Origin of the sequence: Bacillus sp. PDNC022 (assembly GCF_016919285.1) — a bacterium.
GTDB classification, from domain to species: domain Bacteria; phylum Bacillota; class Bacilli; order Bacillales; family Bacillaceae; genus Bacillus; species Bacillus safensis.
Genome location: NZ_CP070345.1, coordinates 2,384,181 through 2,409,666 on the forward strand (window position 1 = coordinate 2,384,181; position 25,486 = coordinate 2,409,666).

Consider the following 25,486-nt stretch of genomic DNA (forward strand, 5'->3'; position numbering starts at 1 on the left):
ATTTTTCTCATTATCGAGCTGTTTCTTTAAGAATGGCTTGATAAAGATCGTCTGTTGGCGAGAGTCGACATACCTCTTCCAGCACACCTTCAATGCCTTTTTCTTTTCTTAATGCCTGCAAACGAACAGCTTCTTCGTCTCCAGTAAAGTCATAAGACAAAGCTGCCACAATACCTTTAATTAAATACTGTGGCTGTTTGATTTTTTTCGCTGGACCAATTAAACGGTCATCTGCTCCAAGCTTTCTAAGCGGGGAACGTGCGACGCGCGTGACTTCATCAGAGATAAAGGCATTTTCAAATCGTTTGATGATTTTTTGAATATACGCATCATGTTCTTCTTTTTGAAAGCCATATGTGTCGATTAAATAACTGCCCGTTTCGTGAAGTGCACCTTCGACCACTTGACGAATCTCTGGTGTATCGACAGCTTCTTTAATCGTTTGCACACCTTTCTCGTACCCGACATAAGCAGCTAGTGCATGTCCTGTGTTGACAGTAAAGAGCTTACGCTCAATATAAGGCGTCAAATCTTGTACAAAGGTCGCTCCATCGATCTGAGGAACGTCTCCGATAAAGCCTGTCTCATCAATGACCCACTCGAAAAATGGTTCGACTGATACTTTCAAAATGTCCTCATGGTGCTGAATCGGGACAATGCGGTCAACCGCAGCGTTTGGAAAACCAACTGTGTGTGACAGCGCTTCTTGTTCATCAGCTGTTAGATGAGAGAAAACAGCTTCCTTTAAATGAGAGCTGCCGCCAATCATATTTTCACACGCCACAATGTTGATGATATGATCAGGCTTTTTCTGTTTTAAACCTTCAGCAATCGATGAAGCAATGATGTTCAAAACGGCTGGTCCAACAGCTGTTGTAATGAGGTCAGCTGTTGCTACCGCCTCAGTTAATGCAGCGGGATCTTTTGCGGAATTGATGGCTGACACAGGACCAACTACTTCTTGCTGCTGCCCTGGTGCTGCGAGTTCAACCGTGTATTCTCCTTCTTCATTCAGCTCGTTGATGACCGCTTCATTTACGTCGGTAAAAACGAGCTCAAAGCCTGATGCTTTTAACAAAGATCCGATAAACCCTCGGCCAATATTGCCTGCTCCAAAATGAAGTGCCTTCATGTTAGTTCACCTCGTTAAAGATAGCGATCAGTTCATCCTGATCCTTTGCATGAATGATACGCTCTACATTTTCTTCCTCTGAACAGACGATCGCAATTTGAGAAAGAATATCGAGATGTTCATTGTTTTTACCAGCTATGCCAAATACAACTTTGGCAATATTTCCCTCTCCATATTCAACGCCATCTGGGATTTGGATAATGGAAATTCCTGAATGAAGGACAGCCGCTTTCGCATCCTCTGTTCCATGAGGAATGGCAATTCCATTGCCCATAAATGTAGAAGAAATATTTTCTCTTTCAAACATTTTGTCAACATAATCACTCGTGACATAGCCGTTTGCCACTAAGACTTCGCCTGCTTTTTTAATGGCTTCTTCTTTAGAGCCCGCTTGTTCGTTTAGAAAAATATTATCTTTTGAAAGTACTTGTTTCATGAAAGATCACACACCTTTTTTAGAATGGAAAATCAGAAAACAACCAAAACGGGGAGTTCAATTAGGAAAAATTGGACTCAACCCGTTTCGTCATGTTATTTTTTCAATTTCTCAATCAGCTCATCGTATTTCGGACTGTTTAAGAAATTATCAACTGAGATATGCACAGCTCCTGGCAGTTTTGCCTTGGCTCTATCTGTTAAATCTTTATGAGTAAAGACCACATCGGCATCATCTGGGATGTTGCTGATGGATGTATTTGTTACATCAATATCAAGCTCTGCCTTTTTGACTTTATTCTTTAAAACGGATGCGCCCATCGCACTTGAGCCCATTCCTGCATCACAGGCAAAGATGATTTTATTCACGTCATCTGGATTGATTTCATCTGGAGATGCTGCTTGCTCGCTTGCTTCAGCACCTTCTTTTTGTGCTGTAAGAGCAGCTGCTGCTGCACTTTTCTTGCCTTTCATGTCTTGCATTTTTTCTGTTGCTGCCGTTAAGTCTTCGTCCACTTCTTTAGACGCTTTTAAAATGACAGAAGCGACAAGGAACGATACGACCGCTGCCACGACAACACCTGCTAGAACGGCAAGGTGACCGCCTTTTGGTGACATGAGCATAAGAGCGATAATACTTCCTGGTGACGGCACAGCCTTTAAGCCTGCATTTAACAGTGTAAAGGTCAGCACTCCGCTTGCTCCCCCAGCAATAACCGCCAAAATGAGCTTTGGCTTCATTAAGATGTATGGGAAGTAAATCTCATGGATTCCCCCTAAGAATTGAATGACAATCGCACCCGGTGCAGACTGCTTCGCCGTCCCTCTTCCAAAGAACATGTAGGCTAGAAGAACACCGAGACCTGGTCCTGGGTTTGTTTCAAGCAAGAACAGAACGGACTGGCCTGTCTTCGCTGCTTGCTCTACTCCTAATGGACCTAAAATCCCTTGGTTAATGGCATTGTTTAAGAACAATACTTTCGCTGGTTCAATGAAGATACTTGCCAGCGGAAGTAAATGTGCATTGACAATGATATCTACACCTGCCGCAAGGGCTTTATTTAAACCTAGTACCACTGGGCCGATGGCGTAGAAAGCAATGGCGACTAAAATGGCACCTAGAATACCTGCACTAAAGTTATTAATCAGCATTTCAAAACCTGATCTGATTCGGTCTTTAAACAGCTGGTCGATTTTCTTAATGAGATAACCGCCAAGCGGCCCCATGATCATTGCACCTAAAAACATCGGGATGTCCGAACCGACAATAACCCCAATCGTAGCTGTTGCACCGAGTACCCCGCCTCGATGGTCATATACGAGCTTCCCGCCTGTGTAACCGATTAAAAGCGGCAGCAAGTAGTTGATCATTGGGCCAACTAGTGTATTTAATTGTTCATTCGGAAAATAACCACTTGGAATGAACAATGCTGTGATGAGTCCCCAAGCGATAAATGCTCCAATATTCGGCATGATCATACCGCTTAAATAGCTTCCGAAGCGCTGTACTTTTACGCGAAATCCGCTTTTTTCCTGCATCTATGAAAACTCCTTTCTTCTCTCCCTTTATTTAGGGCTTTATAGGTCAAAAGATATAAGAACAAGATTCAGTGAAGCCCTTATGCCTATCGTAAAACGCTTTCACAATCTCTTCAATTGAAACTAAATGTCACTTTGTCACTTAGTGTGTGACAAAATTGAAATAGGACATGAACTTTCTGTCAGATCCCAACATATAATGGGTGAAAAGCCTGATCTGCCGTTGTTTTTACGCAAAATTCATTGGAATTTCACAACTTTCAAATGGTCTCTTCTTGTTTCCTCTTCTTAAATCGAATAGGCTTATAATTGGATGAAACCTATTCAATTAAGAAATGTCTGCGCAGACATGAAACAGAAAAAGTGAACCATCTTGCTGTTTGTTTCGTTTACCTTTTAGAGAGGGCGGTACAATAGGAAGAGCGGTTTTTTCTGTGACTCACAGTTTACTGCCGCTTTCTTTCTGATACATGAGACATTTTCATAGGTAGAAAGGCGGTTATTCACCTTGTTTAAAAATAGTAAATGGCTTCTGCTTCTTATGGTCATGTTCGCTTTTTTCATTCCAAAGGAAGCATTTGCTCATGCATACGTCGTGAGCTCGAACCCAGCGGCAAATGAAGAGCTGGATCAGCAGCCTCCTTCCGTCTCGATCACATTTAGTGAAGGGATTGAAAGCGGATTTCATGCCATTAAGGTGCTAAATGCAAAAGGTGATCGTGTGGATAAGGGAGATACGGTCATTAAAGATCAAAAGATCATGGAAGCGGCTTTGAAAAAGAATTTACCAAAAGGAATTTACACCATTCAGTGGAATGCGGTATCAGCGGACGGACACTCTGTCTCTGGCATGATTCCGTTTAGTATTGGAAAAGCGAATGGCGGTTTTGACCAATTAGAACAAGGTCAAACGGATGAAGCCATTGATGTGGCCTCCACTATTGATAAAGCCTTTCTTTATACGTCATTCAGCTTATTCCTTGGGGCCATTTTGTTTGGACTGCTTTGGTTTAAGACTGCGATTTCACCTGTATTGGCGAAACGAATGAAGCGGCTTTTAACCGTGTCATTGATCATGATGGGCGGAGCACTTGTGTTCCAGCTGCCGATTCAAACAAAATCAGCGGCAGACGTGTCCTTTTGGGGGGCATTCCAGCCTTCGCTTTTACAAGAAACGATTGCGTCCACTTCTGGCGGTAGTCTGTGGATGATGCTTATGGCGTCATTTGTTCTTCTTACCATCTGGACGATTGTAGCGGTGAGAAAAGGGGACTTCTCTTCTTTTCGGATTTGGCTGTTTCCACTGCTCCTATTCACAGTGCTCCTTTGGGTGAAAGCACAAATCGGACATCCAGCCGCAACAGACAATAAAATACTCACAACATCACTTGATTTCATCCATCTCGTCTCTGCTTCGATTTGGGTCGGTGGTTTAACAGCCATTGTCCTTCTATTGGTGAAGAAACTGCCAAATGAAGATCAGCCGCTCATTCGGAGTACGCTAGCAGCATTTCATCCTTGGGCACTGCTCTCTGTTGGACTCATTGTGTTCTCAGGATTTGTGAATGCCATCTTTATTTTGCAATCGTTTGACGCTCTTTTCCAATCAGCATACGGACGCACCTTTTTAATCAAGCTTGGTTTATTTATCCTCATGGGCCTGCTTGGGCTTATGCATTACTTGATGCTGAGATGGGAAAAGATGCAGAAACGCAGCTTTTCCTTACGAGCTGAATGGATGATCGGGATTGCCATTTTGTTATTAACGGCTGTCTTTACCAATATTCCGAGCCCTCCTCCGCCTGCACCTGAGCCCTTCTTTGGCGCAAATCAGGTCGAGCATCGTGACATTGTGTCCTTGAGCATTACCCCGAATGCCCCGGGGAAAAACTCGTTCGAAGTGGCATTTACAAAGAAGAATGGAGAAACGATCACTGATATTCAATCTGTGACAGCCAAGATCCATAAGGTGGCTTTATTCGGTGATGAGACACCAAGTGAATTTCAACTGAAACGATTAAAAAATGGTCATTTCTCTGCTGAAAATCTCTTATTAAATGAAAAAGGCACATGGAAAATTGAAATCCATGCGTTAACTGGTTCTTTTAAGAATATCGATACTACATTTATTAGAAGAAACTAAAAGGAGTTATCACTATGAAAAAATACGTTAAAGCTTTATTACCAATGCTTCTCGCTTCATTTTTATTGGCGATTCCTGTGAGTGCGCACGTGACAGTCAAGCCTGATACATCTGCGGCAAATGCTTGGGAGACCTATACATTAAAGGTTCCTTCTGAGAGTGACAGCCCGACGACAAAGGTTGTTTTGACAATACCTAAAGGCGTAGAATTCCAGCAATATGAGCCAGTACCTGGCTGGAAAACGGCAACTGAAGAGAAAGATGGCAAGGTGACAAGAGTGACTTGGGAAGCAACTGGTAAAGGTGTGCTTGCTGGACAATTCCAGCAATTCGTTTTTGTAGCGAAAAACCCTGAAAAAGCAGGGGAAGCTGCTTGGGATGCGTATCAATATTATAAGGATGGAACGGTCGTTGAATGGACTGGCGATAAAGATGCTGATAAACCTCATTCCATCACAAACATTGTGGCATCTAATACCGTAACGGATTCACATGGCCAGGAAAAACCAAAAGAAGAAAAGGCCTCTGAAACAGCCTCTGCTTCTTCCTCACCGCTTGTCCTTGGTCTATCCATTGCTGCCCTAGTCGTGGCGCTGATTGCACTTGGGCTTGCTTTTAGAAAGAAATAAAGAGATACATGAGCGATCGTTATCTAGGAAACGATCGCTTTTTCTTGCACCACAGATTGTTTACTTTTATTAGAAATCAATTTTTTCCATTTTCCCAACTTATTATTTCCAATATAGGATTGAATAGGATAAAGCCGCATGCCATAATGAGACACATGACCACATAGGAGGCTATGAGATGAACCATGTAATCATTTTTGCTCATCCCCAGCAAAGCTTAAATCAAACCTTATTAGATCTTGTTGTGAGCACTCTTTTGAACAATGGTCATGAAGTGACTGTTCGTGATGTCTATACTCTAGGTTTTTCGCCAGAGCTCACCATTACAGAAAAGGCTGCCATCAAATGCGGTGATGTGCCGATTGCCATTCAAAGAGAGCAGAAACTGATTCAGCAGGCGGATGTGCTGACGTTTATTTTTCCAATATGGTGGACCGGCTTGCCAGCTATGCTAAAGGGTTATGTAGAGCGCGTCTTTTCTGAGGGTTTTGCTTATCAGATCAATGAGGATGGAGAGATTGAAAATTTGCTTCGGCACAAAAAAGGTGTCATTATCAACACGCATGATGCCCCGAGGACTTTTCTTGATTCCAATAAAATCTTCACCTCCTCTCATCACATGACAACTGATACTGAAGTCTTCAATTTTATTGGCGTTCAGCCAGTCGAACGGCTTTTGTTCAGCAGCATGGAGCAGGCATCTGCAGATTACATACACGAAATTCTGAAAGAAACGAAAGAAACGGTGGATCAGCTTTTTCCGCCGGCTGTTTAATAAAAAAAGACTGCCGAGATTTCTCGGACAGTCTTTTTCACGTTTATTCGTCTAACCCAATAGATACATATTTTGTTTCTAAATAAGGTTCGATCCCTTCGATGCCGCCTTCTCGGCCAATCCCACTCTCTTTCATACCGCCAAAAGGTGCTTGGACAGCCGATGGACCGCCATCATTCCAGCCAATAATCCCATAATCGAGGTTTTCTGAAATGTAGAGTCCGTTTCGATAATTTTCTGTAAAGAAATAAGCAGCAAGGCCAAAAGGTGTATCGTTGGCTAATTCAATTGCCTCGTCTAACGTTTTGAATGTCGTAATTGGTGCCACTGGACCAAAGGTCTCTTCATGCATGATGTTCATCGAAGGGTCCACATGTGTAAGAACTGTTGGCTGGACAAAATAATACGACTTGTCATCGTCGTAATGCGTATCGCCGCCGACAAGAACTTTCGCTCCTTTATCCACTGCATCTTGAATTTGGTCGACAATTTTATCAAAGCCGCGTTTGTTGATAATTGGACCGATGGATGTGCCTTCTTCAAAGCCATTTCCCACTTTCAGCTTCTCTACCTCTTTGCTGAAGCTTTGAGCAAATGCTTCATGAATATCTTCATGCACAATTAAGCGGTTGGCACAGACACAGGTTTGTCCTGCGTTCCGAAACTTAGATGCTACGGCTTGTTTGACAGCTAATTCAAGGTTTGCATCCTTGTCTACGATGAGCGGGGCATGACCGCCAAGCTCCATTGATACGTGTTTGACTGTGCTGGCACTGTTTTTGATTAAATGCTTTCCGACGGGCGTTGAGCCTGTAAACGTGATTTTTCGAATCAATGGACTATCTGTGAAGATTTCACCCACTTCTTTGCCGTCTCCCACAACCCATTGCAGTGCATCCTCTGGAATGCCGGCTTCATGACCTAATTTCACTAGTTCAATGGCTGTCAGCGGTGTGTCTTCAGCAGGTTTTACAATAAACGTACAGCCTGCTGCAAGCGCAGGAGCTGCCTTTCTCGTAATCATCGCCGCAGGGAAATTCCACGGAGTAATGGCAGCAACCGGACCAACTGGCTGTTTTGTGACAAAAAGGCGTTTGTTCGTCGTATGTGACGGGATGGTTCTGCCGTAGATTCGCTTTGCTTCTTCCGCGTACCATTCAATATAACCAGCCGCATAGACGATTTCTCCTAATGCTTCTTGATATGGCTTTCCGTTTTCTTCTGTGATGATTTTCGCAAGCCTTTCTTTATGCTCAATCATCAGATCAAACCACTTGCGAATGATATTGGCACGTTCATGCGCTGACGTTTTCGCCCATGATTTAAATGCTTTGTGTGAACGGGAAATTGCGTCTTCGATCTGTTCTTTTGTATGCTGAGCAACTGAAGCAATTTCTTCTCCTGTTGCAGGATTATACACTTTGAGTTCGTTTGTCATGCTCTACCGTCTCCTTCGTTCTTGGATTCATTACATATAGTATATACCCAATGAGTACCCAACCTAAAAGCAATATCCATTCAGCTGGCCACGATAAGGAGGCCGGCATTCCCGGAAAGTAAAATGAAAGGAAAAGAAGACTCAGTCCGATGGCTAAAACACCTGTCGTCCGCCAATATTTAATGCTGTATGGACGCTCAAGCTCAGGTTCTGTTTTGCGAAGCCTCATAAAGGCAATGGACACGATTAAATACCCAACGATGATTCCTACACCGCCTGCATTGACAATCCATACAAGGGCAGGACGCCCTAGTAATGGAGCGAAAAAAGCCAAAGCTCCAAGAAATAAAATGGCATTTGTCGGTGTTTTATACTTTGGATGAATATACGCAAACCATTTGGAAATCATACCTCTTTCCGCCATAGCATATAGAATACGGCTTGCACCGATAATAAAAGCATTCCAGCTCGTCACAATTCCTGCTACCCCTCCAATGACAAGCACTGTTCCAAACGCTTGATGACCGAGAAGCTGTACCATCGCATCTGCTGTTGCTAATGAAGAAGCTTCAAGCTGTCCTTTTGACAGCCCAGCTGCTACCCCAAAGACAATAAGCAGATAAAAAATGACCGCGCTCACGATGGAGATAATCAAGATTCTCCCAATGATTTTTTTTGGTGCGTTAATCTCCGCCGCTACTTGCGGAATGACATCAAACCCAACGAATAAAAAGGGAATCATGACTAACACCGCCATAAGACCGCCAACCCCGCCTTGAAACATCGGCTCAAGGTTTGCAAAATCTCCATTAAATGTTGCGCCGCCTAAAAGGAGAAAACCTGTCAGAATAATCGCCACTGTGAACACGGATTGAAAAATGGCAGCAGGCTTCGCCCCAATGTAATTCAGCGCTGTTAAAAACAATGCACCGCCAGATCCAATCAATACCCACGTGAAATAAACGTCCCAGCCCCCTATATTCCATAAGAAGCCAACATGCTGTGTTGGAATCACATAATCAATGACGGTCGGCAAGGCGACAGCTTCAAACGTAATCACAGACACATAACCAAACAATACGCCCCATGCTGAGACGAACGCTGCTTTCATCCCAAATGCCCGTTGGACAAAGACGAGCCCTCCGCCTGTCTCTGGAATTGCAGATGAAAGCTCGGCATACGTAAGTCCAATAAAGATGACGAGAATACCGCCTATAACGAAAGCAATCACACTGCCTAAAAATCCAGCTGTTAAAATCCAATCTCCCGAAAGTACAACCCAGCCCCAGCCAAGCATTGCACCAATGGACAAAAACAGTACGTCAGACTGCGACATCGTTTTTCCCATTTGTTGTTTTTGCATACAACCATCCCCCTTTGTTGTTTAGCGTGCTTTGAAGGCGTCCTCGATGATCCCTAGTCCTTCGTGAAGCAGCTCATCTGTGATGACAAGTGGTGTTAAGAAGCGAATGATATTCCCATTAATCCCTGCCGTTAAAAGAAGCAGCCCGTGCTCATTTGCATATGCTGCAATCGCTGCGGCTCTTTTCTTATCTGGTGTACGCGTTGTTTGATCTTCCACAATTTCAATTGCCGCCATTGCCCCTAACCGGCGAACTTCCCCAATGAATGGATACGCTGTTCTCCATTCATTTGCTTTGTCCTCAATGACTTGTCCAATGTGTTCAGATCGTTGATTCAGTTGTTCTGTTTCAATGATATCAAGAACCGCCAGTGCTGCTACACAGCCTAATGGACTGCCTGCATATGTTCCTCCAAGCTCCCCTGGATCTGCCGCATCAAGCATTTCTTTTCTGCCAACGACACCGCTCAGCGGTAAGCCAGCTGCAAGAGATTTTGACACAGTGATTAAGTCCGGCACCACATCAAAGTGTTCAATCGCAAAGTATTTCCCTGTTCTCGCAAAACCGGTTTGGATCTCATCTGCAACAAAGACAATCCCGTGCTGCTGACAGAAGGAAGCGACATGCTGAACGAAACGCTTCGATGGCACTATGAATCCGCCCTCCCCTTGGACTGGTTCCATGACCACACAAGCAACCGTTTCTGGTGCAACGGCTGCGACGAAGAATTGATTGAATTGGTCAATGATGTACTCGTCGTACGCGGCATCGCTTAATCCTTCTGGCTTTTGATAGTAATACGGGTATGGTGCTTGGTACACCTCTGACGCAAATGGTCCGAAGCCAAATTTATATGGCTTGACCTTGCTTGTCATGCTCATTGTCATATTCGTTCTGCCGTGAAAACCTCTTGTGAACGACACAACGGCCTGTCTTTTCGTATATTTACGTGCAATTTTCACCGCATTTTCAACAGCTTCTGCACCTGAATTAAGAAAAATGGCTTTCTTATCATGGTCACCTGGTGTGAGATGGCACAGCTTCTCTGCCAATTCGATATACGATTCGTACATCATCACGTTGAATCCTGGGTGAATCAGGCTCTCTGCCTGTGCTTTGACCGCTTCCACGACCTTTGGATGTGAATGTCCTACGTTTAATGTGCCAATGGCGCCTGCAAAATCGATAAATCGCTTTCCATCAATATCGAACAGCTCGGCTCCTTTCCCCTTCGCTGCAAGATGACGGTTGCCATTACTCACGCCTCTTGCGACGTATTGATCTCTTTTCCCCTGCCATTCTTCAGTTGAAAAACGGTTTGTTGTCGTTTGACTCATTGTCATCCATCCCCTTTATATCCTTTTTTATTATTCTGAATATTTTTTGGTATGATAGAAAGTACCAATATCATTTTTTTCATGGTACCAGAGAGGATGGAATGGTGAGATGCTGACAATTCAACTAGATCAAACAGGGCAAAACGGATATATTTATCATCAAATTTATATGAAAATCAAAGAAGAAATCTTAAATCGCAACCTGCAGCCGCACGATCAATTACCGTCCAAACGAGAGTTAGCGGGTGCATTAAACGTTAGCGTTAATTCAGTGAATGGCGCCTATCAGCAGCTGCTTGCCGAGGGGTATTTATACTCGGTTGAGCGCAAAGGTTTTTTCGTGGAGTCACTAGAAACGTTTCATGAATCTGGTCAGCTAAAACCCTCTTCTCTTCCTGTAGATTTAAAGGAAGAACCGATTGCACGAGACGACTGGTATTCCTTTTCACATATCTCCGTCGATACAGCGAACTTTCCGTTTAAAAGCTGGCTGAAAAGTGAACAAAAGGCGATCCACCTCCACCAAGAAGCCTTCGGTGAGCTTCCGCATCCACAAGGTGTGTATGAGCTGCGGGAAACGATTGCCCGGCTGATCGGACTTGCGCGAGGAGTCAAATGCTACCCGGAACAGCTCATTTTAAGTGCAGGCACACAGTCACTTATCCATTCGTTATCAAGCATTCTTCCGCCTGATCAAATATACGGGTTAGAAAACCCTGGCTACCGCCGGCTCTATCAAATGCTGAAAAACAATCATCACCAAATTGAAACGATTGGCATTGACCAAAAAGGGGTGCGAATGAGCGACATTCATAAGAAACAGCCGAATGTGTTGATCATTACCCCTTCACATCAATTTCCAACAGGGGTGATTATGCCGATTTCCCGGCGCATTCAGCTGTTAAACTGGGCAGCTGATCAGCCAGATCGTTATATTATTGAGGATGATTATGACAGTGAATTTAAATATGGCACAGACAGCATTCCAGCGCTGCAAAGTCTCGACCGATATGACAAAGTCATTTATATGGGCACCTTCTCAAAATCATTGCTGCCCGGCTTGCGGCTAAGCTATATGGTGCTGCCTCAGCATTTATTGAGACGTTATAAGGAGGAACAGCATTTTTTCATTCAAACAGCCAATCTTTTTACACAATACACCCTTCTTCATTTTATAAAAGATGGGGCGTATCAACGGCATATTAAAAGAATGAATGGTTTATATGAGGAAAAACGGAAGCAGCTCATTGAAGAACTCAATACGGTTTTTACTGCCAATGTGCGGATTATTGGAGAAAATGCCGGGCTTCATTTTATCGCAGAGTTCCGTTCAAAACGGACGCAGCATGAGATTTTACAGCGGGCGAAAGAAAGGAAGCTGAAAATGTACGGAATGGATCGCTTTACCCTTGATGAGCAATTGCCAGGGCATCAGCCAGGCTTTGTTCCGCTCGTCCTCGGCTTCTCACATATGAGGCGAGAGGATATTCAACCGGCTGTGAAAAGGCTGTATGACGCCATTTTCGGGACATAAAACAGCCAGCTGCTCTTCATAGACAGCTGGCTTACCACCGCTTTTTATCTACTCTTAAAATAGATGACACAAGCCCAGGAAAAGCAGTCTCGATGTCTTCTTTTCTTAAAGAATAGTAACGGTGCTTCCCGTCAATTCTCACTTTCACGACGCCTGCCTCCCTCAGCACTTTGAAGTGATGGGAAAGCGTGGATTTGGCAATATTCATCTCATACGTGCCGCATGTCCTCTCCCCCGCCTCTGCTAGGCAGCGGACAATTTCTAACCGGATTGGATCAGCCAATGCGTGCAGAACAGAAATCAGTCTCATATCTTCTTGGTTTGGATGGTTTGGATTCGTCATACGATAAATGTATCGTATTTTGTGCTCACATACAATCTCATTCACCTGGAGCTGACTAGTCAAGTAACGATATGGCTCCACAAACGTCCATTATTCATGAGACTGTCTGAAGGGAAGGAACCCATTTTGACACGTAATATATGGATTAATTTATTGATGATGATGCTCACGATCTCCTTATGCGCCTGCCAGTCCGTTCAATCTTTTCAGTCAAAACCACCTAGTGCGGAAGAGTTATTAGCTATCGATCAGAAGGCAGATTTATTTCAATGGGAAGGAACGGTCTATGAAACAAATGTAGATTGGACGACATCCTTACACGTCACAAAACAGCAGCAAGTAGGTGTCATTCAGAAAACAGCCGCCAAAAATTTTGAACATGGTACAGCCTCTCGGTTACAAAAAGGAACCGCTATTTACTCTGTGAAAGAGAGAGAAGATATGTTGGTCGTCGAACTTCACGGCAAAACAAAAATATATGTCGCACATGCGGAAGGATAAAATACCTGTCATGCAGACGGGTATTTTTTTAAGTTCATTTTCTTGTCATGGGTCATTGGTTTTGTTATCATAGCAAAAGTGACCACTCGGTTTCCATTGTGACCATATGGTTTTGCCGATTCGGAAAGGACTTATGAAGATGAACGAAAAGCAAGAAGAGATTTTGCGGGTTTCGAAGAAATTATTTTCTCAAAAAGGCTATATGAGTGTCTCCATGCAGTCAATTGCCGATGCCTGTAAAATATCAAAAGCGTCTATTTATAAACTGTTTGATTCAAAGGAAGCTCTTCTATTAGAACTGATTAAATACAATCAGTGCAAAATGAGAGAGATTTCTCAGATCATTCATTCAGAAACGACGCTGTCCAAAAAGGAAAAATTCACAAAGAAGATCAAGCTTGAGCTTGAAGAGTTTAAAGAGAATCATAAATTTTTGAATATGCTGTCCTTTGAAGCTTTTTCACAGCATTCGCCTATTGTCATTAAACACTTGCGCGAGACACGCTCCATTATCATGCAGCGGCACAGAGACATTATTTTGAGCACCTATGGAGAATCTGTCGCTCCTTATGTTTGGGACCTTGTGATTGTTCTCAATGGATTAATGAGAGAATTCATCTTAATGCTGGCGATTGAGCACAAGAACATCAAATTAGAAAATGCTGCCGAGATGATCATCGGTGTGATGGATCGTGTATCGAAAAAGCCTTGCTCGATTGAGCCTGTGTTAACAGATCAACTGATGGACTCTTATTTGTTTTCCTCACAGGACGAATATGATGAAGAGAAGCTTGTCATCTCGTACTTAACGAAGATCAAACAAGAGCTGCACGCACTGCCAAACGGAGAAGAAAAGGACGATCTCCTCTCTGCGTATGAGCTGCTCAATCAAGAATTATCAAAGGATGAACCGAGAACCTTTTTAGTCAGCTCACTGCTCGATTATTTAGGCAAAAACAGCGTTTTATCACAAAACGTGTCACAGCTGAAAAACATCATTTTATAGATAAAGAAGGGATAACATGAACCAATCAACTACATCGTATAATCGATCTGTGATTGTTGGGATTTTCCTCGTTGGGGCATTCGTCGCGATTTTAAACCAAACGCTTCTCATTCCAGCGATCCCGCATATCATGGAAGATTTCAATATTGATGTCAGCAAAGGACAGTGGCTCACAACAGCCTTTATGCTGACAAACGGGATTCTCATCCCCATTACGGCTTTCCTCATTGAGAAATTTTCAAGCCGTTCTTTAGTTTTAACGGCACTTAGCATCTTTACAGCCGGTACAATTCTTGCTTCATTTGCAACGAATTTCCCGGTGTTACTTGCAGCGCGTATCGTACAGGCAGCCGGCGCAGGGATTTTAATGCCGCTGATGCAAACGATCTTTTTAACCATTTTCCCGAAAGAAAAACGCGGGCAGGCAATGGGCATGGTCGGACTTGTCATTTCGTTCGCACCAGCGCTTGGACCAACACTTGGCGGCTGGATTGTCGATTCCTTCAGCTGGAAGGCCCTGTTTTATATTGTTATGCCAATCGGTATCATTGATCTCATTCTTGCTTTCTTCTTAATGAAAAATGTGACGCAGCAAAGAGAGACACGTATTGATGTGTTATCTGTCATCTTGTCGTCCTTCGGTTTCGGCGGGCTGCTTTACGGATTTTCTAGTGTCGGCACGTATGGATGGACGAGTGCAACTGTTCTCATTTCGCTGATTGTCGGCGCCGTGAGCTTGTTCTTCTTTATCCTGCGCCAGTCGAACTTAACAAGACCGATGCTTGAGTTTGGCGTATTTAAATTTGCGATCTTTAGCTTAACAACTTTCCTCGGGATGCTTGTCTTTGCTTTATTGATTGGTACAGAGACGATTCTGCCGCTTTATACGCAGAATGTCAGAGGGCTGTCTGCACTTGATACAGGGCTGATCTTATTGCCGGGTGCTCTCTTCATGGGACTCCTGTCACCGATTATTGGACGGATTTTTGATAAAGTCGGCGGAAGAGGGCTGGCATTAGGCGGATTTACGATCCTCACCGTTACCACCCTGCCATTTATGCTGCTCACCCTTGATTCATCGATCGCTCTCATTACGGTCGCCTATACGCTTCGCTTAATCGGGGTTGGGATGATCATGATGCCGCTGACAACGGCAGGTATTAACGCATTACCGCCTCATTTGATCCCGCATGGAACAGCGATGAATAACACGATGAGACAAGTAGGCGGTTCCATTGGAACGGCTGTGCTTGTTTCCATCATGAGCAGCTCTGCTGCAAATGCAGAATTAGCCAATCCATTAAAATCAGCCGTTCATGGAATGAATACGTCATTTTTCATTTCTGGTCTGATTGCAGTCATTGGACTCATCCTCTCCTTTTTCTTAAAGGCAAAACGTGATAACAAAGTGATGAAGCAGGAGATATCTTCCTCCTCGTCTTCTTCATAAGAAAAAGAGCTCGGCATATGGCCGGCTCTTTTTTCATATACTCACACAATACCGTCCTCTCTATAAATACATTTGTATTTCTAGTGAAGAAAAACCTTGATAATTTAAGGAAAAGAGTTGATAATAGGAACTATTCAATTTGTGAGAAAATTTTTACTATAGGAGATGTATGCATTGAAGGTCGTTAAATTTGGTGGCAGTTCACTTGCCTCTGGCAAGCAGCTGCAAAAGGTATTTGACATTGTAACAGCAGATCCAGCTCGAAAAGCAGTCGTTGTTTCCGCACCAGGAAAACGGCATTCAACGGATACGAAGGTCACCGATCTATTAATTAGCTGCGGTGAACAATATTTACGTTTAGGTGAAGCACATGATTTAAAGGAAGCGGTTATCGAGCGTTATGCCTCAATAGCGGATGAACTCGGATTAGGCCATGACATTATCGATACCATCAGGCAAGATCTAGAGACACTATTACAGGCTGATTCATCCCGCCCTGAGTGCTATCTTGATGCCATTAAAGCAAGCGGTGAAGACAATAACGCTAAGCTCATTGCCGCCTATTTCCGTCATCAGGGTGTTGAAGCTCATTATGTGAATCCAAAGGAAGCTGGTTTGTTTGTGAGCGATGAGCCTGGCCAAGCGCAAGTCCTGCCGGAGTCATATGATCATTTGTACAAATTAAGAGAGCGCTCTGGCATTATTATATTCCCTGGCTTTTTTGGCTTTAGTCTAGCAGGAGACATCGTCACCTTTTCGCGAAGCGGCTCCGATATTACCGGCTCCATTTTGGCGAACGGCCTGAAAGCAGATATGTATGAAAACTTTACAGATGTGGATGCTGTCTACGCTGTCAATCCAACAATCGTTCATGATCCGAAAGAGATTACAGAACTGACATATCGGGAAATGCGCGAACTGTCCTATGCTGGTTTTTCTGTGTTCCATGATGAAGCACTTATTCCAGCCTTCCGTGCAGGCATTCCGGTTCAGATTAAAAACACGAATAACCCTTCGGCAAAAGGGACAAAAATCGTAAATCAGCGGGACCATACAAATGGACCTGTTGTTGGAATCGCCTCAGACAATGGGTTTTGCAGCATTTACATTAGCAAATATTTGATGAACAGAGAAGTCGGTTTTGGACGTAAGGTGCTGCAAACACTAGAGGAATATGGGCTTACGTATGAGCATGTCCCTTCTGGCATTGATGATATGAACATTATTTTACGGCAGGATCAGCTGGAGGAGCAGCATATTGAAGAGGAGCTGCTAGACCGCTTGAAGGTCGTGCTTGATGCAGATGAGGTCGTTTTAGAGCGAAATCTCTCGCTTATTATGGTTGTGGGAGAAGCGATGCGTCATAATGTTGGCACAACGGCAAGAGCAGCAAAGGCGCTCTCAAAAGCGAAGGTCAATATTGAAATGATCAATCAAGGCTCTTCAGAGGTCAGCATGATGTTCGGTGTCAAAGCGGCGCAAGAAAAAGAAGCTGTTCAAGCCTTGTATGAGGAATTTTTCTCTATGTCTACTGTCCCTGTCTCTCTTTAATCAGAAGGCTGCCAGATCTTTGGATCAGCAGTCTTTTTTCATCTCGACGATCAGAGTGTTTTTGCGCATTAAAGTGTATCTATTTCTTGTTTGATTTTGTATGATAGAGACAAATCAACTATCCGTTCCGGCCTATGTTCGGAGCTACAAGGAGTCCTAAAACAATGCCTCGTCAACAACTATTAAAACAGTTTCGCAATTTTCATGATGCTTCTACTAGTATTTTAAACATGATGAGTCAATTCATTGATGTGAATACACTGTTTATTGCTAAAAATGATCAAAACACCAATCAGATTGTAAAGGTGCTAAATCATGACGAGCAGCTTCTTGAAGAAGGAGAAGAACTCCCTTACGAAAAAACATTTTGCAAGCTGGCAGTCGATCATAAGGATACACTTGTGATCCCTGACATTTCGAGGGATGACCGATCTAAATATTTAGAGGTCACGAAACATCTTCAAAACGGCTCGTTTATTGGGGTTCCCATTGATTTTACAGATGGGACGAACTACGGGACGATTTGCGGACTAGATTTGAGGCCGAAGCAGTTCACAGAAGAGCATGTGTATATGTTTGAAACGATGGCTTCTTTATTAAGCTACGTTCTCGAACTAGACCGTGCTAACCGGCAAATTCAGCAATTGTCTGTACCAATCGTACCAGTAGTTGACGGTGTCGCCGTGCTTCCTCTGCTTGGTGATATCGAAGAGACACGTGCTCAGCATATTTTGGAAACCATTTTACAGGAAAGCTACAGGCTGTCGCTCTCTCATTTGGTCATTGATGTCTCGGGAACAAAAAGCCTGAATGAACAAAGCATTCAATATTTGGTCAGCTACGCACAAACGCTGAGACTTTTAGGAATTTCGGCAGTTTTAACGGGCATTAAGCAAGACCTTGCTTTAAGTGCGATTCAATCCAACATATCGTTTAAAGACATCACCATCCGGAAAGATTTACCACAGGCACTTGCTCATATTGGATTAACGTTTACCAAAAATGAATAAGTGGTGATTCACCAAAAAGGGCTAAAATGAACTTCATTTTAGCCCTTTTCTTCTGGAAACGGCAATCGAATGGTAAAGGTCGTTCCTTTGTTTTTTTCACTTTTCATATCAATATGCCCTTCATGCAGGTCCACAAGCTGCTTCACGATGGACAAGCCCAATCCGTATTCTCCATACGGTGTATTCGTTCTTGAGATATCCGCTTTATAAAAACGTTCCCATATGTGTTTGACTTCGTCTGGCGCAATGCCAATGCCTGTGTCTTCCACTTCAATGATCGTCTCTTGATTTTCTTGTTTTCCTCTTAAGTAAATACGGCCGCCTTCTGTGAATTGAATCGCGTTCTTTGTGATATTGACAAGTATTTGAATGAGCCTGTCATAATCTGCATAAACCTTTAGTTCAGGATCAACATCCACGATCAGCTGATTGTTTTTCTCTTCGGCGATTCGGCTCAGCTGCTCTTTCATCACTTCAAATGTGTCAATGAGTGGATAGTGAAATTTCTGAAGGGTAATTTGATTCGATCTAATTTTCTCATAATCCATATTTTCATTGACGAGGCGCAGCATACGTTTTGTCTCGTCAGTGATTAAGGCATAGCATTTCTCTTTCTCTTCTGCTGACACATCCGCAGTGTTCAGCCATTCCACCAGTCCTCGAATGGTGGTCAGCGGTGTTTTCAATTCGTGAGACACATCTGCGATGAATTGGCGTCTGCGCTTTTCAAGCCGGTCAATTTCCTCTCTTGATTGCTGAAGACGCTTGGCCATCATATTAAAATCCTCACCAAGTGTGCCAATTTCATCAAGGTGTTTGTTTTCAAGCTTGATGTTGTAATCACCTTGCGCAATCTTTTCAGTCGCCTCTCTCAGCTTTTTGATGCGGTTCACATGAAATTTAGACAGGAACAGGCTGAGAATAAAGGTGATCGTCAGCGCCACAAAAACGATGATATACAGATAACGATTCATTTGGGCGATGAGCTGTTCAGCGCCTTGAATCGGGGCAATAAGGACGACTCCACCCTTTAGCTTTCCATCCTCCATGACAGGGAGCGCCACAAGTGATGCCTCTTGATCAAGGCGGCGTGAATCACTTCGCTTCACAATGATTTGCTCTCCTTTTGAGAGTTTGGCCCATAAATCCTTTGTCAATAATACTTCATGCGGCGGCATCTCTTGCTGCTGAGACAGTATATCTCCTTTTTCATCAAACACGAAAAAACGAATTTGCCTCGTCGAAAGAATATCTTCAAATGGACGCAGACGAAAGGTCATCTCGCTTTTAGGGAGTCGTTTATAATCTTGCAAGATTTCATTCCCATAGGAGCTCATTTCATTCACTCTGTTTTGATAGGCAATATCTTTCACAAAATGAGATAAAAGGGTGCTGATAATGACAATGGCGATGAGCAATAACCCAAGGTGACTGATCAGCAGCTGATAAAAATATTTAATCTTCATCGAACTTATACCCTACGCCCCATACTGTATACAAAAAGGGCTTAGGCCCGTCCCCAATTTTTTGGCGCAGCCGTTTAATATGAACATCTACCGTTCGCTCATCTCCATAAAATTGGTATCCCCAAATTTGCTCAAGCAATTGTTCTCGTGAAAATACTTGCCGAGGATGCTGAATAAAAAAGCACAGCAGATCGTATTCTTTCGGTGTGAGGTTCTCTATTCGCTCTCCATCCAGGAAAACTTCCCTCGTTTTCTTATCCAACTGAAAATGTGCTGTCTCCAGCCGTTCGCCCTCATTCACCTTTTCTTGAGTAGTTGTATGAGCAAAGCGTCGTTTCACCGCTTTAATTCTTGCCATCAAGGTTAGTGGACTAAAGGGCTTGGTCACATAATCATCTGCCCCAAGATCAAAACCAAGCACCTGATCAGATTCGGTTTCCTTTGCTGTCAGCATGATAATCGGAATGTCACTGATCTGGCGTACCTTTTGACAAATGGTCAGACCATCCATCGAAGGAAGCATGACATCTAAAATGAGCAGATCCCAATCCTCCTCTTGCTTAAAGCGATTCAATCCTTCTAAACCATCATGGACAAATTCCGCTTGAAATCCCTCTCGTTGAAAAAACATATCCGTCATTGTACAAACGCTCTGATTATCTTCAATCATTAATATTTTCATGATCAGCCTCCGCTGCTACCATTGTTTTTCTTTATGTAGCTTTATTTTACATGTTCCCTTTCAAATCTCAATTGGATTCCACTGTTTTTATGAACTTATCATCGTTTGGTCATCTTTTATTCATACTTATTGAAAGAACTAATACTGCGGTGAATCACATGAGGTTTTTTTATGATGGCATTGCAGAAGATGGTCAAGATATTAGTAGAAGTTATTCAACATGACTTTACAAAATATCAAGATGAGGACAGTGTCATTTATGATCTTTAACTCATGAGGAAGTCTCATATATTTAGATAAATCACTTCCTGACAGTTATATGATAGATCTATTTAAAAAAGCTCATCACTATCGATGAGCTTTTTTATCATGCCAGCAACTTCAAATAAGCAGCGTCGTTTCCCTCTTCAACAACCTGTAAAATCTGCTGTCCCTGTGATGCGCTTGTGACACTGCTTAACTTTTGTATGATGTCTTCTTTCGATAACGCACAGCCTGGTGCTCCCTGCGGAATATCAACCCGCTTGCTCATGGTGGTGCCGTCAGATAAGGTAAGCTTCACAATCGTAAAGCGTCCTTTTGGAACAGCATCGGGATGAGGTTCTACTGTTTGATCATAACCTCTGCTCACCCGCTTCATCCATGTCCGCATGTCTAATGGAATGTTTTTTTTCGTAAAGGCATCCAGCGTAAGCGTCTGTCCAAACACTGCAAGTGCGATGACGTATTCGACACTGAATCGTCCTTCTTCTCCAGTCAAAGGTGTCTGCTCAATCAGCGCTGCATCTCCGCCTGGCGGGAATATGACATCGACCTGTTTTACCTGCTCCTGCAAGAAAGCCCGCTCTTTCGTTAAGGATTGGATCGCATCTGCTGCATGGTGGGCAGCTGAGCAGAATGGATATACTTTGAACCACAGCCCCGGTGAAACAATACGCCATGTAGAACCATAGCCCTCTAGTAAACGACTTTTCGCAAGTTCCAGATCTCCATAGAGTGAAAAGAAACCAAGTGCGTCATCAAGAACCGAGTCATTCCCGCCAAAACCTGAACAAGCTAAATCCATAGACCAAACGGCTGTTTTAGCAGCTAAGCCGGCTTGTAATGGTTTCATATCAGAGCCAAATTGCTTTCGCATTCCGGCTGATTGCGCTCCGGCAAAGCCGATTGCTTTCGTCAGTTCTTCCTCGGAGACTTGTTTCAAATAACCAATCGCGCATACTGCCGCAATGGCTCCGAGTGTTCCTGTATTATGCCAGCCCCGCTCATAATGCGCCTTACCGATGGATTCGCCAAGTCTTGCCATCACTTCAACACCTGTGATGTAGGCAGCTAAAAACCGCTCGCCATACCCTTTGCCTTCTGTCAGCTGTGATAGCAGCGCCGGAATGATAACCGCACTTGGATGTCCTCTCACATCTGAGTGCACATCATCATAATCAAGGGCATGGATGAGGTAGCCGTTCAGCATCGCTGCGAATTGGCGGCTCACCTTCTTTCCTTGTCCAATGACAGGAATCTGTGCGGCTCCGCCTTCCTGTTCAACAAGCTGCATCAGCTTCTGAATCCCTTCATCCTCTTTCGCAGCAAGCGCTGATGCCGCAGCGTCTAACAGGCCATTTCCAGCCATTTGAACGGCCCGTTCATCTTGCAGCGGATCAGCAGAAAGCACTGCTTCTGCCAGTTGTTTTGTTAATTCCATGATCGAGACTCCAATGCCCGAACGGCAAGCTCAGCAAAGAAGGCAGCGGCAGCTGGAAGTGCGTCTTCATTTAATGTAAACGCAGGGTGATGCCATTCCTTCGTACCACTAGTCCCCATCCATACAAAAAATCCTGGAATGCGTTGTTGATAAAGGGCAAAATCTTCTCCGCCCGGTGACTGCTCTGCCTGCACAACATGTAAGTCAAGCGAATCAGCCGTTTCTTCTACCACCTTTGTCAGACGCTCATCATTCATGACAGAAGGCAGATAAGGATGCCATCTCACTTCAGCCTCTGCTCCAAAACCTTCTGCAATCCCGCTGACGATTTGTTTCATCAGCTCTGGAATCATCGCTCTTACTTCAGGCTCAAACGTCCGAACGGTTCCTTCCATCTCGACACGGTCGGGAATCACATTCCATGACGTACCGCCTTGAATGCGTGTGATACTGACAACCGCATGATGCAAGGAGCTGATGCGGCGGCTGACGATTTGCTGAAGGGCACTTGTGATCTGCCCGCTGATGGCAATTGGGTCTACCGTGTGATTTGGAATACCAGCATGACCACCCGTTCCTTTAATATCGATTTCAAACCGGTCCACACTCGCCATCAATGCTTTTTCTCTAATGCCAATCGTGCCGACTGGCAGGTCAGGCTTGTTGTGCATACCGAAAATCGCATCGACTCCATCTAAAACGCCTGCCTCTATAACGTGCTTCGCTCCTTGAGCAACTTCCTCAGCCGGCTGGAACAAAATACGGATCGTTCCTTTAATCTCATGTTTCCGCTCTTTTAATAAAAGAGCCGCACCAAAAATAGAAGCTGTATGGAAATCATGACCGCATGCATGCATTTTCCCCGGTACCTTTGAAGAAAATGGTTCACCAGATGCCTCTTCAATCGGAAGTGCATCAATATCAGCTCTCAGAGCAATCGTCGGTCCCTCATGTTCTCCCTTGATTTCACACACAACACCTGTTTGAAGTGCCGGGATATCAAGCACAGTGATCCCTTCCTCTTCTAACCAGCGGCGCAGTTTCTTTGTCGTTTCATATTCTTCAAACGCCAGCTCTGGATGCTCATGAAGCGCTCGGCGAATGTTGATCAAACGTTTGTTTAAAGCTTCATTTCCTATTGATTTCACTAGACTCTCACCCCTCTAAAGAATAAAAAGCAGCTTATGCTTCTTCAGCCGCTGCTTCTTTTTGGATAAATCGTTTCGTCCGTTCATTCTTTGTTTCATCAAATAACTCAGTTGGCGTCCCCTGCTCGATAATATGACCATCCGCCATGAAAATCACATGGTCTGCCACTTCTCTTGCAAACGCCATTTCATGTGTGACGATGATCATCGTTGTTTCTTGGATCGCAATGGATTTAATGACTTGAAGCACACCTGAAACAAGCTCTGGATCAAGCGCTGACGTTGGTTCATCCAGCAAAATCGCATGTGGATCAACCGCTAACGCGCGGGCAATCCCAATCCGCTGCTGCTGTCCGCCAGATAATGTGACTGGGTAGCTGTCAGCCTTTTGCTCTAACCCTACCTGCTTCAGCAGTTTCATACCGATTTCATTCGCCTGCTGCTTCGTCATTTTTTTCGTTACAAGCAATGATTCTGTAATGTTTTGCAGTGCTGTCTTGTTTTTAAACAAATTATAGTTTTGAAACACCATGGCCGTTTGTTGACGCAGGTGATAGGCTTCTTTACGTGAATATTTGGACGCATCGAGCTTCGCATCGCCAATTTCAATCGTGCCTTCATCAGGTGTTTCTAATAAATTTAAACAGCGCAGCAAGGTGGATTTACCGGAGCCAGAAGGTCCGATAATGGCCACAACCTGCCCTTTTTGTACATCAAGATTAATTCCGTCTAAGACGACAAGGTCGCCGAATGATTTCTTCAAATTGGTGAGCTTGATCATGTCTACACCTCCTTAATTCCGGTAAGGTTTGCTGATTTTTCGTTCAAATAGGTCTTGCAGGAAGCTATAAATGATCGTCAGCACCCAATACACAATCCCTACGGCTAAATAGGTTTCAAAGTATTTATAGTTCGCTGATGCAATCATCTTCCCTTGTGCAAACATTTCTGCCACACCAATCGTAAAGGCAAGAGATGTTTCTTTTAAAAGACCGATAAAGGTATTCCCCGTCGCTGGGATTGCATTTCTGATAGCCTGCGGGAAAATAATTCTAACGTAAGACTGCCACCTTGTCATACCGACAGATAAGCACGCCTCCAGCTGCCCTTCATCCACTGAGTTCAGAGCCGCTCTGAAAATTTCTGCTAAGTATGCTGAGTTTTTAATACTTAATCCGATAATGACCGCTGTTAAAGCATCCATTGAGGTCATCGCAGGGAATAGCTGCGGGAGACCAAAATAAATGAGAAAGAGCTGAACCAAGGTTGGAACCGCTCTGAAGAAAGAAATATACAGCTTGGCAAATTGGTATAAGACAGGTATCCGGTTTTTCGTAATGAGAGCGAATACCACACCAATGATAATGGCAAATACCATGGAGACAATCGCCATGAAGATCGTTATCGGCAAGTATTGAAGCAATGTCGGAAAAACCGTCACCATATACTGCCAATCAATTTTGTTCATGTCTGCTCTTCACCGCCGCTGTCGTTATTTTTTAATAGGCACTGTCACATCGTCTTTGAAATATTTCTCAGACAATTTCTTAAGTGTCCCGTCTTCTCTTAATTCTTTGATGGCTTTGTTAAATTCTTCTCTTAGTTTGTCATGCTTTTTATCTTTCGCAAATGGGTAGCCTACTTCTTCATATACAATTGGGTTGCCTACGATTTTCAGCGGCAGACCTGTTTTTTCAATTTGAGCAAGTAATACACTGCGTCCGTTGACATATGCATCTACACGGCCATTTGCCACTTCATTTAATACGCCGTCTTGCGTTTCATATGTTTTAATCTTGATTTTCTTGTCTGGGTCTTTGCTCTCTAAGTTTTTAGCATGGTTAGAGCCAAGAACCGCCGCCACTGTTTTTCCTTTTAAATCGTCAAGACCTTTGATGTCGTTGTTGTCTTTTTTCACGATGATTTGTGTTCCTGCGTAAGCGTACGTATCTGTAAAGTTAAATGTTTGTTTACGCTCGTCTGTGACTGCAACTTGGTTTGACACTGTATCGAGCTTACCAGATGTCAGCTGTCCCATCAGTCCGCTGAATTCACTCAGCTGCCAGTCTAGTTTGTAGCCAAGCTTTTTCGCAATGGCTTCTGTTACTTCAACATCGAATCCTACAAGCTTGCCATTGTCTTTATAAGCAAACGGATAGCTTTGTCCTGTAGCGCCTACTTTTAACACTTTTTCGTCTTTGCCTTCACTCTGATTGTTGCCGCCGCAAGCTGCTAAAACTGCCAGCATTGCTGCAAATAGAACGACTAGCCACTTTTTGTTTTTCATGTTTGTAAACCCTT

23 protein-coding genes are annotated in these 25,486 nt (G+C 43.7%); 9 read left to right on the top strand and 14 right to left on the bottom strand.

The window, feature by feature from the left end:
• Positions 1–10: 10 nt before the first annotated feature.
• The 3 genes from JVX94_RS12400 to JVX94_RS12410 form a co-directional block, all read right to left on the bottom strand.
• Positions 11–1,132, bottom strand: coding sequence for a mannitol-1-phosphate 5-dehydrogenase (locus tag JVX94_RS12400; protein WP_205183311.1), 1,122 nt, complete (start codon positions 1,130–1,132; stop codon positions 11–13).
• A gap of 1 nt (position 1,133) precedes the next feature.
• Positions 1,134–1,568, bottom strand: coding sequence for a PTS mannitol transporter subunit IIA (locus JVX94_RS12405; RefSeq protein WP_012008933.1), 435 nt, complete (start codon positions 1,566–1,568; stop codon positions 1,134–1,136).
• Between the two features lie 95 nt (positions 1,569–1,663).
• Positions 1,664–3,106, bottom strand: coding sequence for a PTS mannitol transporter subunit IIBC (locus tag JVX94_RS12410; RefSeq protein ID WP_205183313.1), 1,443 nt, complete (start codon positions 3,104–3,106; stop codon positions 1,664–1,666).
• A 508-nt stretch (positions 3,107–3,614) separates the two neighbouring features.
• On the opposite strand from JVX94_RS12410, the gene JVX94_RS12415 reads away from it, so the two are divergent.
• The 3 genes from JVX94_RS12415 (at position 3,615) to JVX94_RS12425 (ending at position 6,653) form a co-directional block, all read left to right on the top strand.
• On the top strand, positions 3,615–5,249 hold the full coding sequence (locus tag JVX94_RS12415) for a copper resistance CopC/CopD family protein (protein WP_205183316.1): 1,635 nt from the start codon (positions 3,615–3,617) through the stop codon (positions 5,247–5,249).
• A 14-nt stretch (positions 5,250–5,263) separates the two neighbouring features.
• Entirely contained in the window at positions 5,264–5,878 is a 615-nt protein-coding gene (locus JVX94_RS12420) for a YcnI family copper-binding membrane protein (protein WP_144473033.1), read from the top strand.
• 178 nt (positions 5,879–6,056) lie between these two features.
• Complete coding sequence (locus JVX94_RS12425) at positions 6,057–6,653, top strand: NAD(P)H-dependent oxidoreductase (protein WP_111289701.1); 597 nt, start codon at positions 6,057–6,059, stop codon at positions 6,651–6,653.
• Positions 6,654–6,696: 43 nt separating this feature from the next.
• Here the strand turns inward: JVX94_RS12425 and JVX94_RS12430 are convergent, their stop codons facing one another.
• Genes JVX94_RS12430 through gabT form a run of 3 tightly spaced genes read right to left on the bottom strand, consistent with a single transcriptional unit; the run spans position 6,697 to position 10,792 of the window.
• On the bottom strand, positions 6,697–8,091 hold the full coding sequence (locus JVX94_RS12430) for an NAD-dependent succinate-semialdehyde dehydrogenase (protein WP_205183319.1): 1,395 nt from the start codon (positions 8,089–8,091) through the stop codon (positions 6,697–6,699).
• Positions 8,066–9,454, bottom strand: a complete 1,389-nt coding sequence (locus JVX94_RS12435; protein ID WP_095407750.1) for an APC family permease — start codon at positions 9,452–9,454, stop codon at positions 8,066–8,068. Before JVX94_RS12435 ends, JVX94_RS12430 begins: the two co-directional genes overlap by 26 nt.
• A 21-nt stretch (positions 9,455–9,475) precedes the next feature.
• The gene (gene gabT, locus JVX94_RS12440) at positions 9,476–10,792 is read right to left on the bottom strand and encodes a 4-aminobutyrate--2-oxoglutarate transaminase (protein ID WP_144473037.1); all 1,317 of its coding nucleotides are present in this window, start codon (positions 10,790–10,792) and stop codon (positions 9,476–9,478) included.
• A gap of 109 nt (positions 10,793–10,901) precedes the next feature.
• Between gabT and gabR the strand changes: the two genes are divergently transcribed.
• Positions 10,902–12,326 carry a MocR-like transcriptional regulator GabR gene (gene gabR / locus JVX94_RS12445; protein ID WP_095407748.1) on the top strand — a complete coding sequence of 475 codons (1,425 nt, stop codon included), beginning with the start codon at positions 10,902–10,904 and terminating at the stop codon, positions 12,324–12,326.
• 31 nt (positions 12,327–12,357) lie between these two features.
• On the opposite strand, the gene JVX94_RS12450 is transcribed toward gabR, so the two are convergent.
• Complete coding sequence (locus tag JVX94_RS12450) at positions 12,358–12,669, bottom strand: ArsR/SmtB family transcription factor (RefSeq protein ID WP_205185554.1); 312 nt, start codon at positions 12,667–12,669, stop codon at positions 12,358–12,360.
• A 126-nt stretch (positions 12,670–12,795) separates the two neighbouring features.
• Here JVX94_RS12450 and JVX94_RS12455 point away from each other — a divergent pair, with 126 nt between their 5' ends.
• The 5 genes from JVX94_RS12455 to JVX94_RS12475 all read left to right on the top strand — a co-directional run bounded on the left by JVX94_RS12455 (position 12,796) and on the right by JVX94_RS12475 (position 18,187).
• Entirely contained in the window at positions 12,796–13,170 is a 375-nt protein-coding gene (locus tag JVX94_RS12455) for a hypothetical protein (protein ID WP_111289690.1), read from the top strand.
• A gap of 139 nt (positions 13,171–13,309) precedes the next feature.
• Positions 13,310–14,176: a TetR/AcrR family transcriptional regulator gene (locus JVX94_RS12460; RefSeq protein WP_240193760.1), complete on the top strand. Its 867-nt coding sequence runs from the start codon at positions 13,310–13,312 to the stop codon at positions 14,174–14,176.
• A 16-nt stretch (positions 14,177–14,192) separates the two neighbouring features.
• Positions 14,193–15,626, top strand: a complete 1,434-nt coding sequence (locus JVX94_RS12465; protein WP_111289686.1) for an MDR family MFS transporter — start codon at positions 14,193–14,195, stop codon at positions 15,624–15,626.
• A gap of 174 nt (positions 15,627–15,800) precedes the next feature.
• The gene (locus tag JVX94_RS12470; RefSeq protein ID WP_197197945.1) at positions 15,801–17,177 is read left to right on the top strand and encodes an aspartate kinase; all 1,377 of its coding nucleotides are present in this window, start codon (positions 15,801–15,803) and stop codon (positions 17,175–17,177) included.
• 164 nt (positions 17,178–17,341) lie between these two features.
• Positions 17,342–18,187 (top strand): GAF domain-containing protein, encoded by an 846-nt coding sequence (locus JVX94_RS12475; protein ID WP_048238099.1) that lies wholly within the window; start codon positions 17,342–17,344, stop codon positions 18,185–18,187.
• Positions 18,188–18,225: 38 nt separating this feature from the next.
• On the opposite strand, the gene JVX94_RS12480 is transcribed toward JVX94_RS12475, so the two are convergent.
• The 7 genes from JVX94_RS12480 to JVX94_RS12510 all read right to left on the bottom strand — a co-directional run bounded on the left by JVX94_RS12480 (position 18,226) and on the right by JVX94_RS12510 (position 25,472).
• A complete protein-coding gene (locus JVX94_RS12480; RefSeq protein WP_111289680.1) occupies positions 18,226–19,653 on the bottom strand; it encodes a sensor histidine kinase in 1,428 nt (475 codons plus the stop codon).
• Entirely contained in the window at positions 19,643–20,335 is a 693-nt protein-coding gene (locus tag JVX94_RS12485) for a response regulator transcription factor (protein ID WP_024425529.1), read from the bottom strand. The genes JVX94_RS12480 and JVX94_RS12485 overlap by 11 nt, the downstream gene beginning before the upstream one ends.
• A gap of 367 nt (positions 20,336–20,702) precedes the next feature.
• The gene (locus JVX94_RS12490) at positions 20,703–22,037 is read right to left on the bottom strand and encodes an MmgE/PrpD family protein (RefSeq protein WP_205183322.1); all 1,335 of its coding nucleotides are present in this window, start codon (positions 22,035–22,037) and stop codon (positions 20,703–20,705) included.
• Positions 22,028–23,176 carry an amidohydrolase gene (locus tag JVX94_RS12495; RefSeq protein WP_205185556.1) on the bottom strand — a complete coding sequence of 383 codons (1,149 nt, stop codon included), beginning with the start codon at positions 23,174–23,176 and terminating at the stop codon, positions 22,028–22,030. The genes JVX94_RS12490 and JVX94_RS12495 overlap by 10 nt, the downstream gene beginning before the upstream one ends.
• Positions 23,177–23,219: 43 nt before the next feature.
• A complete protein-coding gene (locus JVX94_RS12500; RefSeq protein ID WP_203129275.1) occupies positions 23,220–23,966 on the bottom strand; it encodes an amino acid ABC transporter ATP-binding protein in 747 nt (248 codons plus the stop codon).
• 12 nt (positions 23,967–23,978) lie between these two features.
• Complete coding sequence (locus JVX94_RS12505) at positions 23,979–24,653, bottom strand: amino acid ABC transporter permease (protein WP_041089072.1); 675 nt, start codon at positions 24,651–24,653, stop codon at positions 23,979–23,981.
• Between the two features lie 24 nt (positions 24,654–24,677).
• Positions 24,678–25,472 (bottom strand): amino acid ABC transporter substrate-binding protein, encoded by a 795-nt coding sequence (locus JVX94_RS12510; protein ID WP_095407736.1) that lies wholly within the window; start codon positions 25,470–25,472, stop codon positions 24,678–24,680.
• Positions 25,473–25,486 lie beyond the last annotated feature (14 nt).

What these genes read in the sequence shown, in the direction of transcription:
- JVX94_RS12400 (WP_205183311.1), bottom strand. Translation starts at nt 1,132, where the DNA reads ATGAAGGCACTTCATTTTGGAGCAGGCAATATTGGCCGAGGGTTTATC.
- JVX94_RS12405 (WP_012008933.1), bottom strand. Translation starts at nt 1,568, where the DNA reads ATGAAACAAGTACTTTCAAAAGATAATATTTTTCTAAACGAACAAGCG.
- JVX94_RS12410 (WP_205183313.1), bottom strand. Translation starts at nt 3,106, where the DNA reads ATGCAGGAAAAAAGCGGATTTCGCGTAAAAGTACAGCGCTTCGGAAGC.
- JVX94_RS12420 (WP_144473033.1), top strand. Translation starts at nt 5,264, where the DNA reads ATGAAAAAATACGTTAAAGCTTTATTACCAATGCTTCTCGCTTCATTT.
- JVX94_RS12425 (WP_111289701.1), top strand. Translation starts at nt 6,057, where the DNA reads ATGAACCATGTAATCATTTTTGCTCATCCCCAGCAAAGCTTAAATCAA.
- JVX94_RS12430 (WP_205183319.1), bottom strand. Translation starts at nt 8,091, where the DNA reads ATGACAAACGAACTCAAAGTGTATAATCCTGCAACAGGAGAAGAAATT.
- JVX94_RS12435 (WP_095407750.1), bottom strand. Translation starts at nt 9,454, where the DNA reads ATGCAAAAACAACAAATGGGAAAAACGATGTCGCAGTCTGACGTACTG.
- gabT (WP_144473037.1), bottom strand. Translation starts at nt 10,792, where the DNA reads ATGAGTCAAACGACAACAAACCGTTTTTCAACTGAAGAATGGCAGGGG.
- gabR (WP_095407748.1), top strand. Translation starts at nt 10,902, where the DNA reads ATGCTGACAATTCAACTAGATCAAACAGGGCAAAACGGATATATTTAT.
- JVX94_RS12450 (WP_205185554.1), bottom strand. Translation starts at nt 12,669, where the DNA reads ATGACGAATCCAAACCATCCAAACCAAGAAGATATGAGACTGATTTCT.
- JVX94_RS12460 (WP_240193760.1), top strand. Translation starts at nt 13,310, where the DNA reads ATGAACGAAAAGCAAGAAGAGATTTTGCGGGTTTCGAAGAAATTATTT.
- JVX94_RS12465 (WP_111289686.1), top strand. Translation starts at nt 14,193, where the DNA reads ATGAACCAATCAACTACATCGTATAATCGATCTGTGATTGTTGGGATT.
- JVX94_RS12475 (WP_048238099.1), top strand. Translation starts at nt 17,342, where the DNA reads ATGCCTCGTCAACAACTATTAAAACAGTTTCGCAATTTTCATGATGCT.
- JVX94_RS12480 (WP_111289680.1), bottom strand. Translation starts at nt 19,653, where the DNA reads ATGAAGATTAAATATTTTTATCAGCTGCTGATCAGTCACCTTGGGTTA.
- JVX94_RS12485 (WP_024425529.1), bottom strand. Translation starts at nt 20,335, where the DNA reads ATGAAAATATTAATGATTGAAGATAATCAGAGCGTTTGTACAATGACG.
- JVX94_RS12490 (WP_205183322.1), bottom strand. Translation starts at nt 22,037, where the DNA reads ATGGAATTAACAAAACAACTGGCAGAAGCAGTGCTTTCTGCTGATCCG.
- JVX94_RS12500 (WP_203129275.1), bottom strand. Translation starts at nt 23,966, where the DNA reads ATGATCAAGCTCACCAATTTGAAGAAATCATTCGGCGACCTTGTCGTC.
- JVX94_RS12505 (WP_041089072.1), bottom strand. Translation starts at nt 24,653, where the DNA reads ATGAACAAAATTGATTGGCAGTATATGGTGACGGTTTTTCCGACATTG.
- JVX94_RS12510 (WP_095407736.1), bottom strand. Translation starts at nt 25,472, where the DNA reads ATGAAAAACAAAAAGTGGCTAGTCGTTCTATTTGCAGCAATGCTGGCA.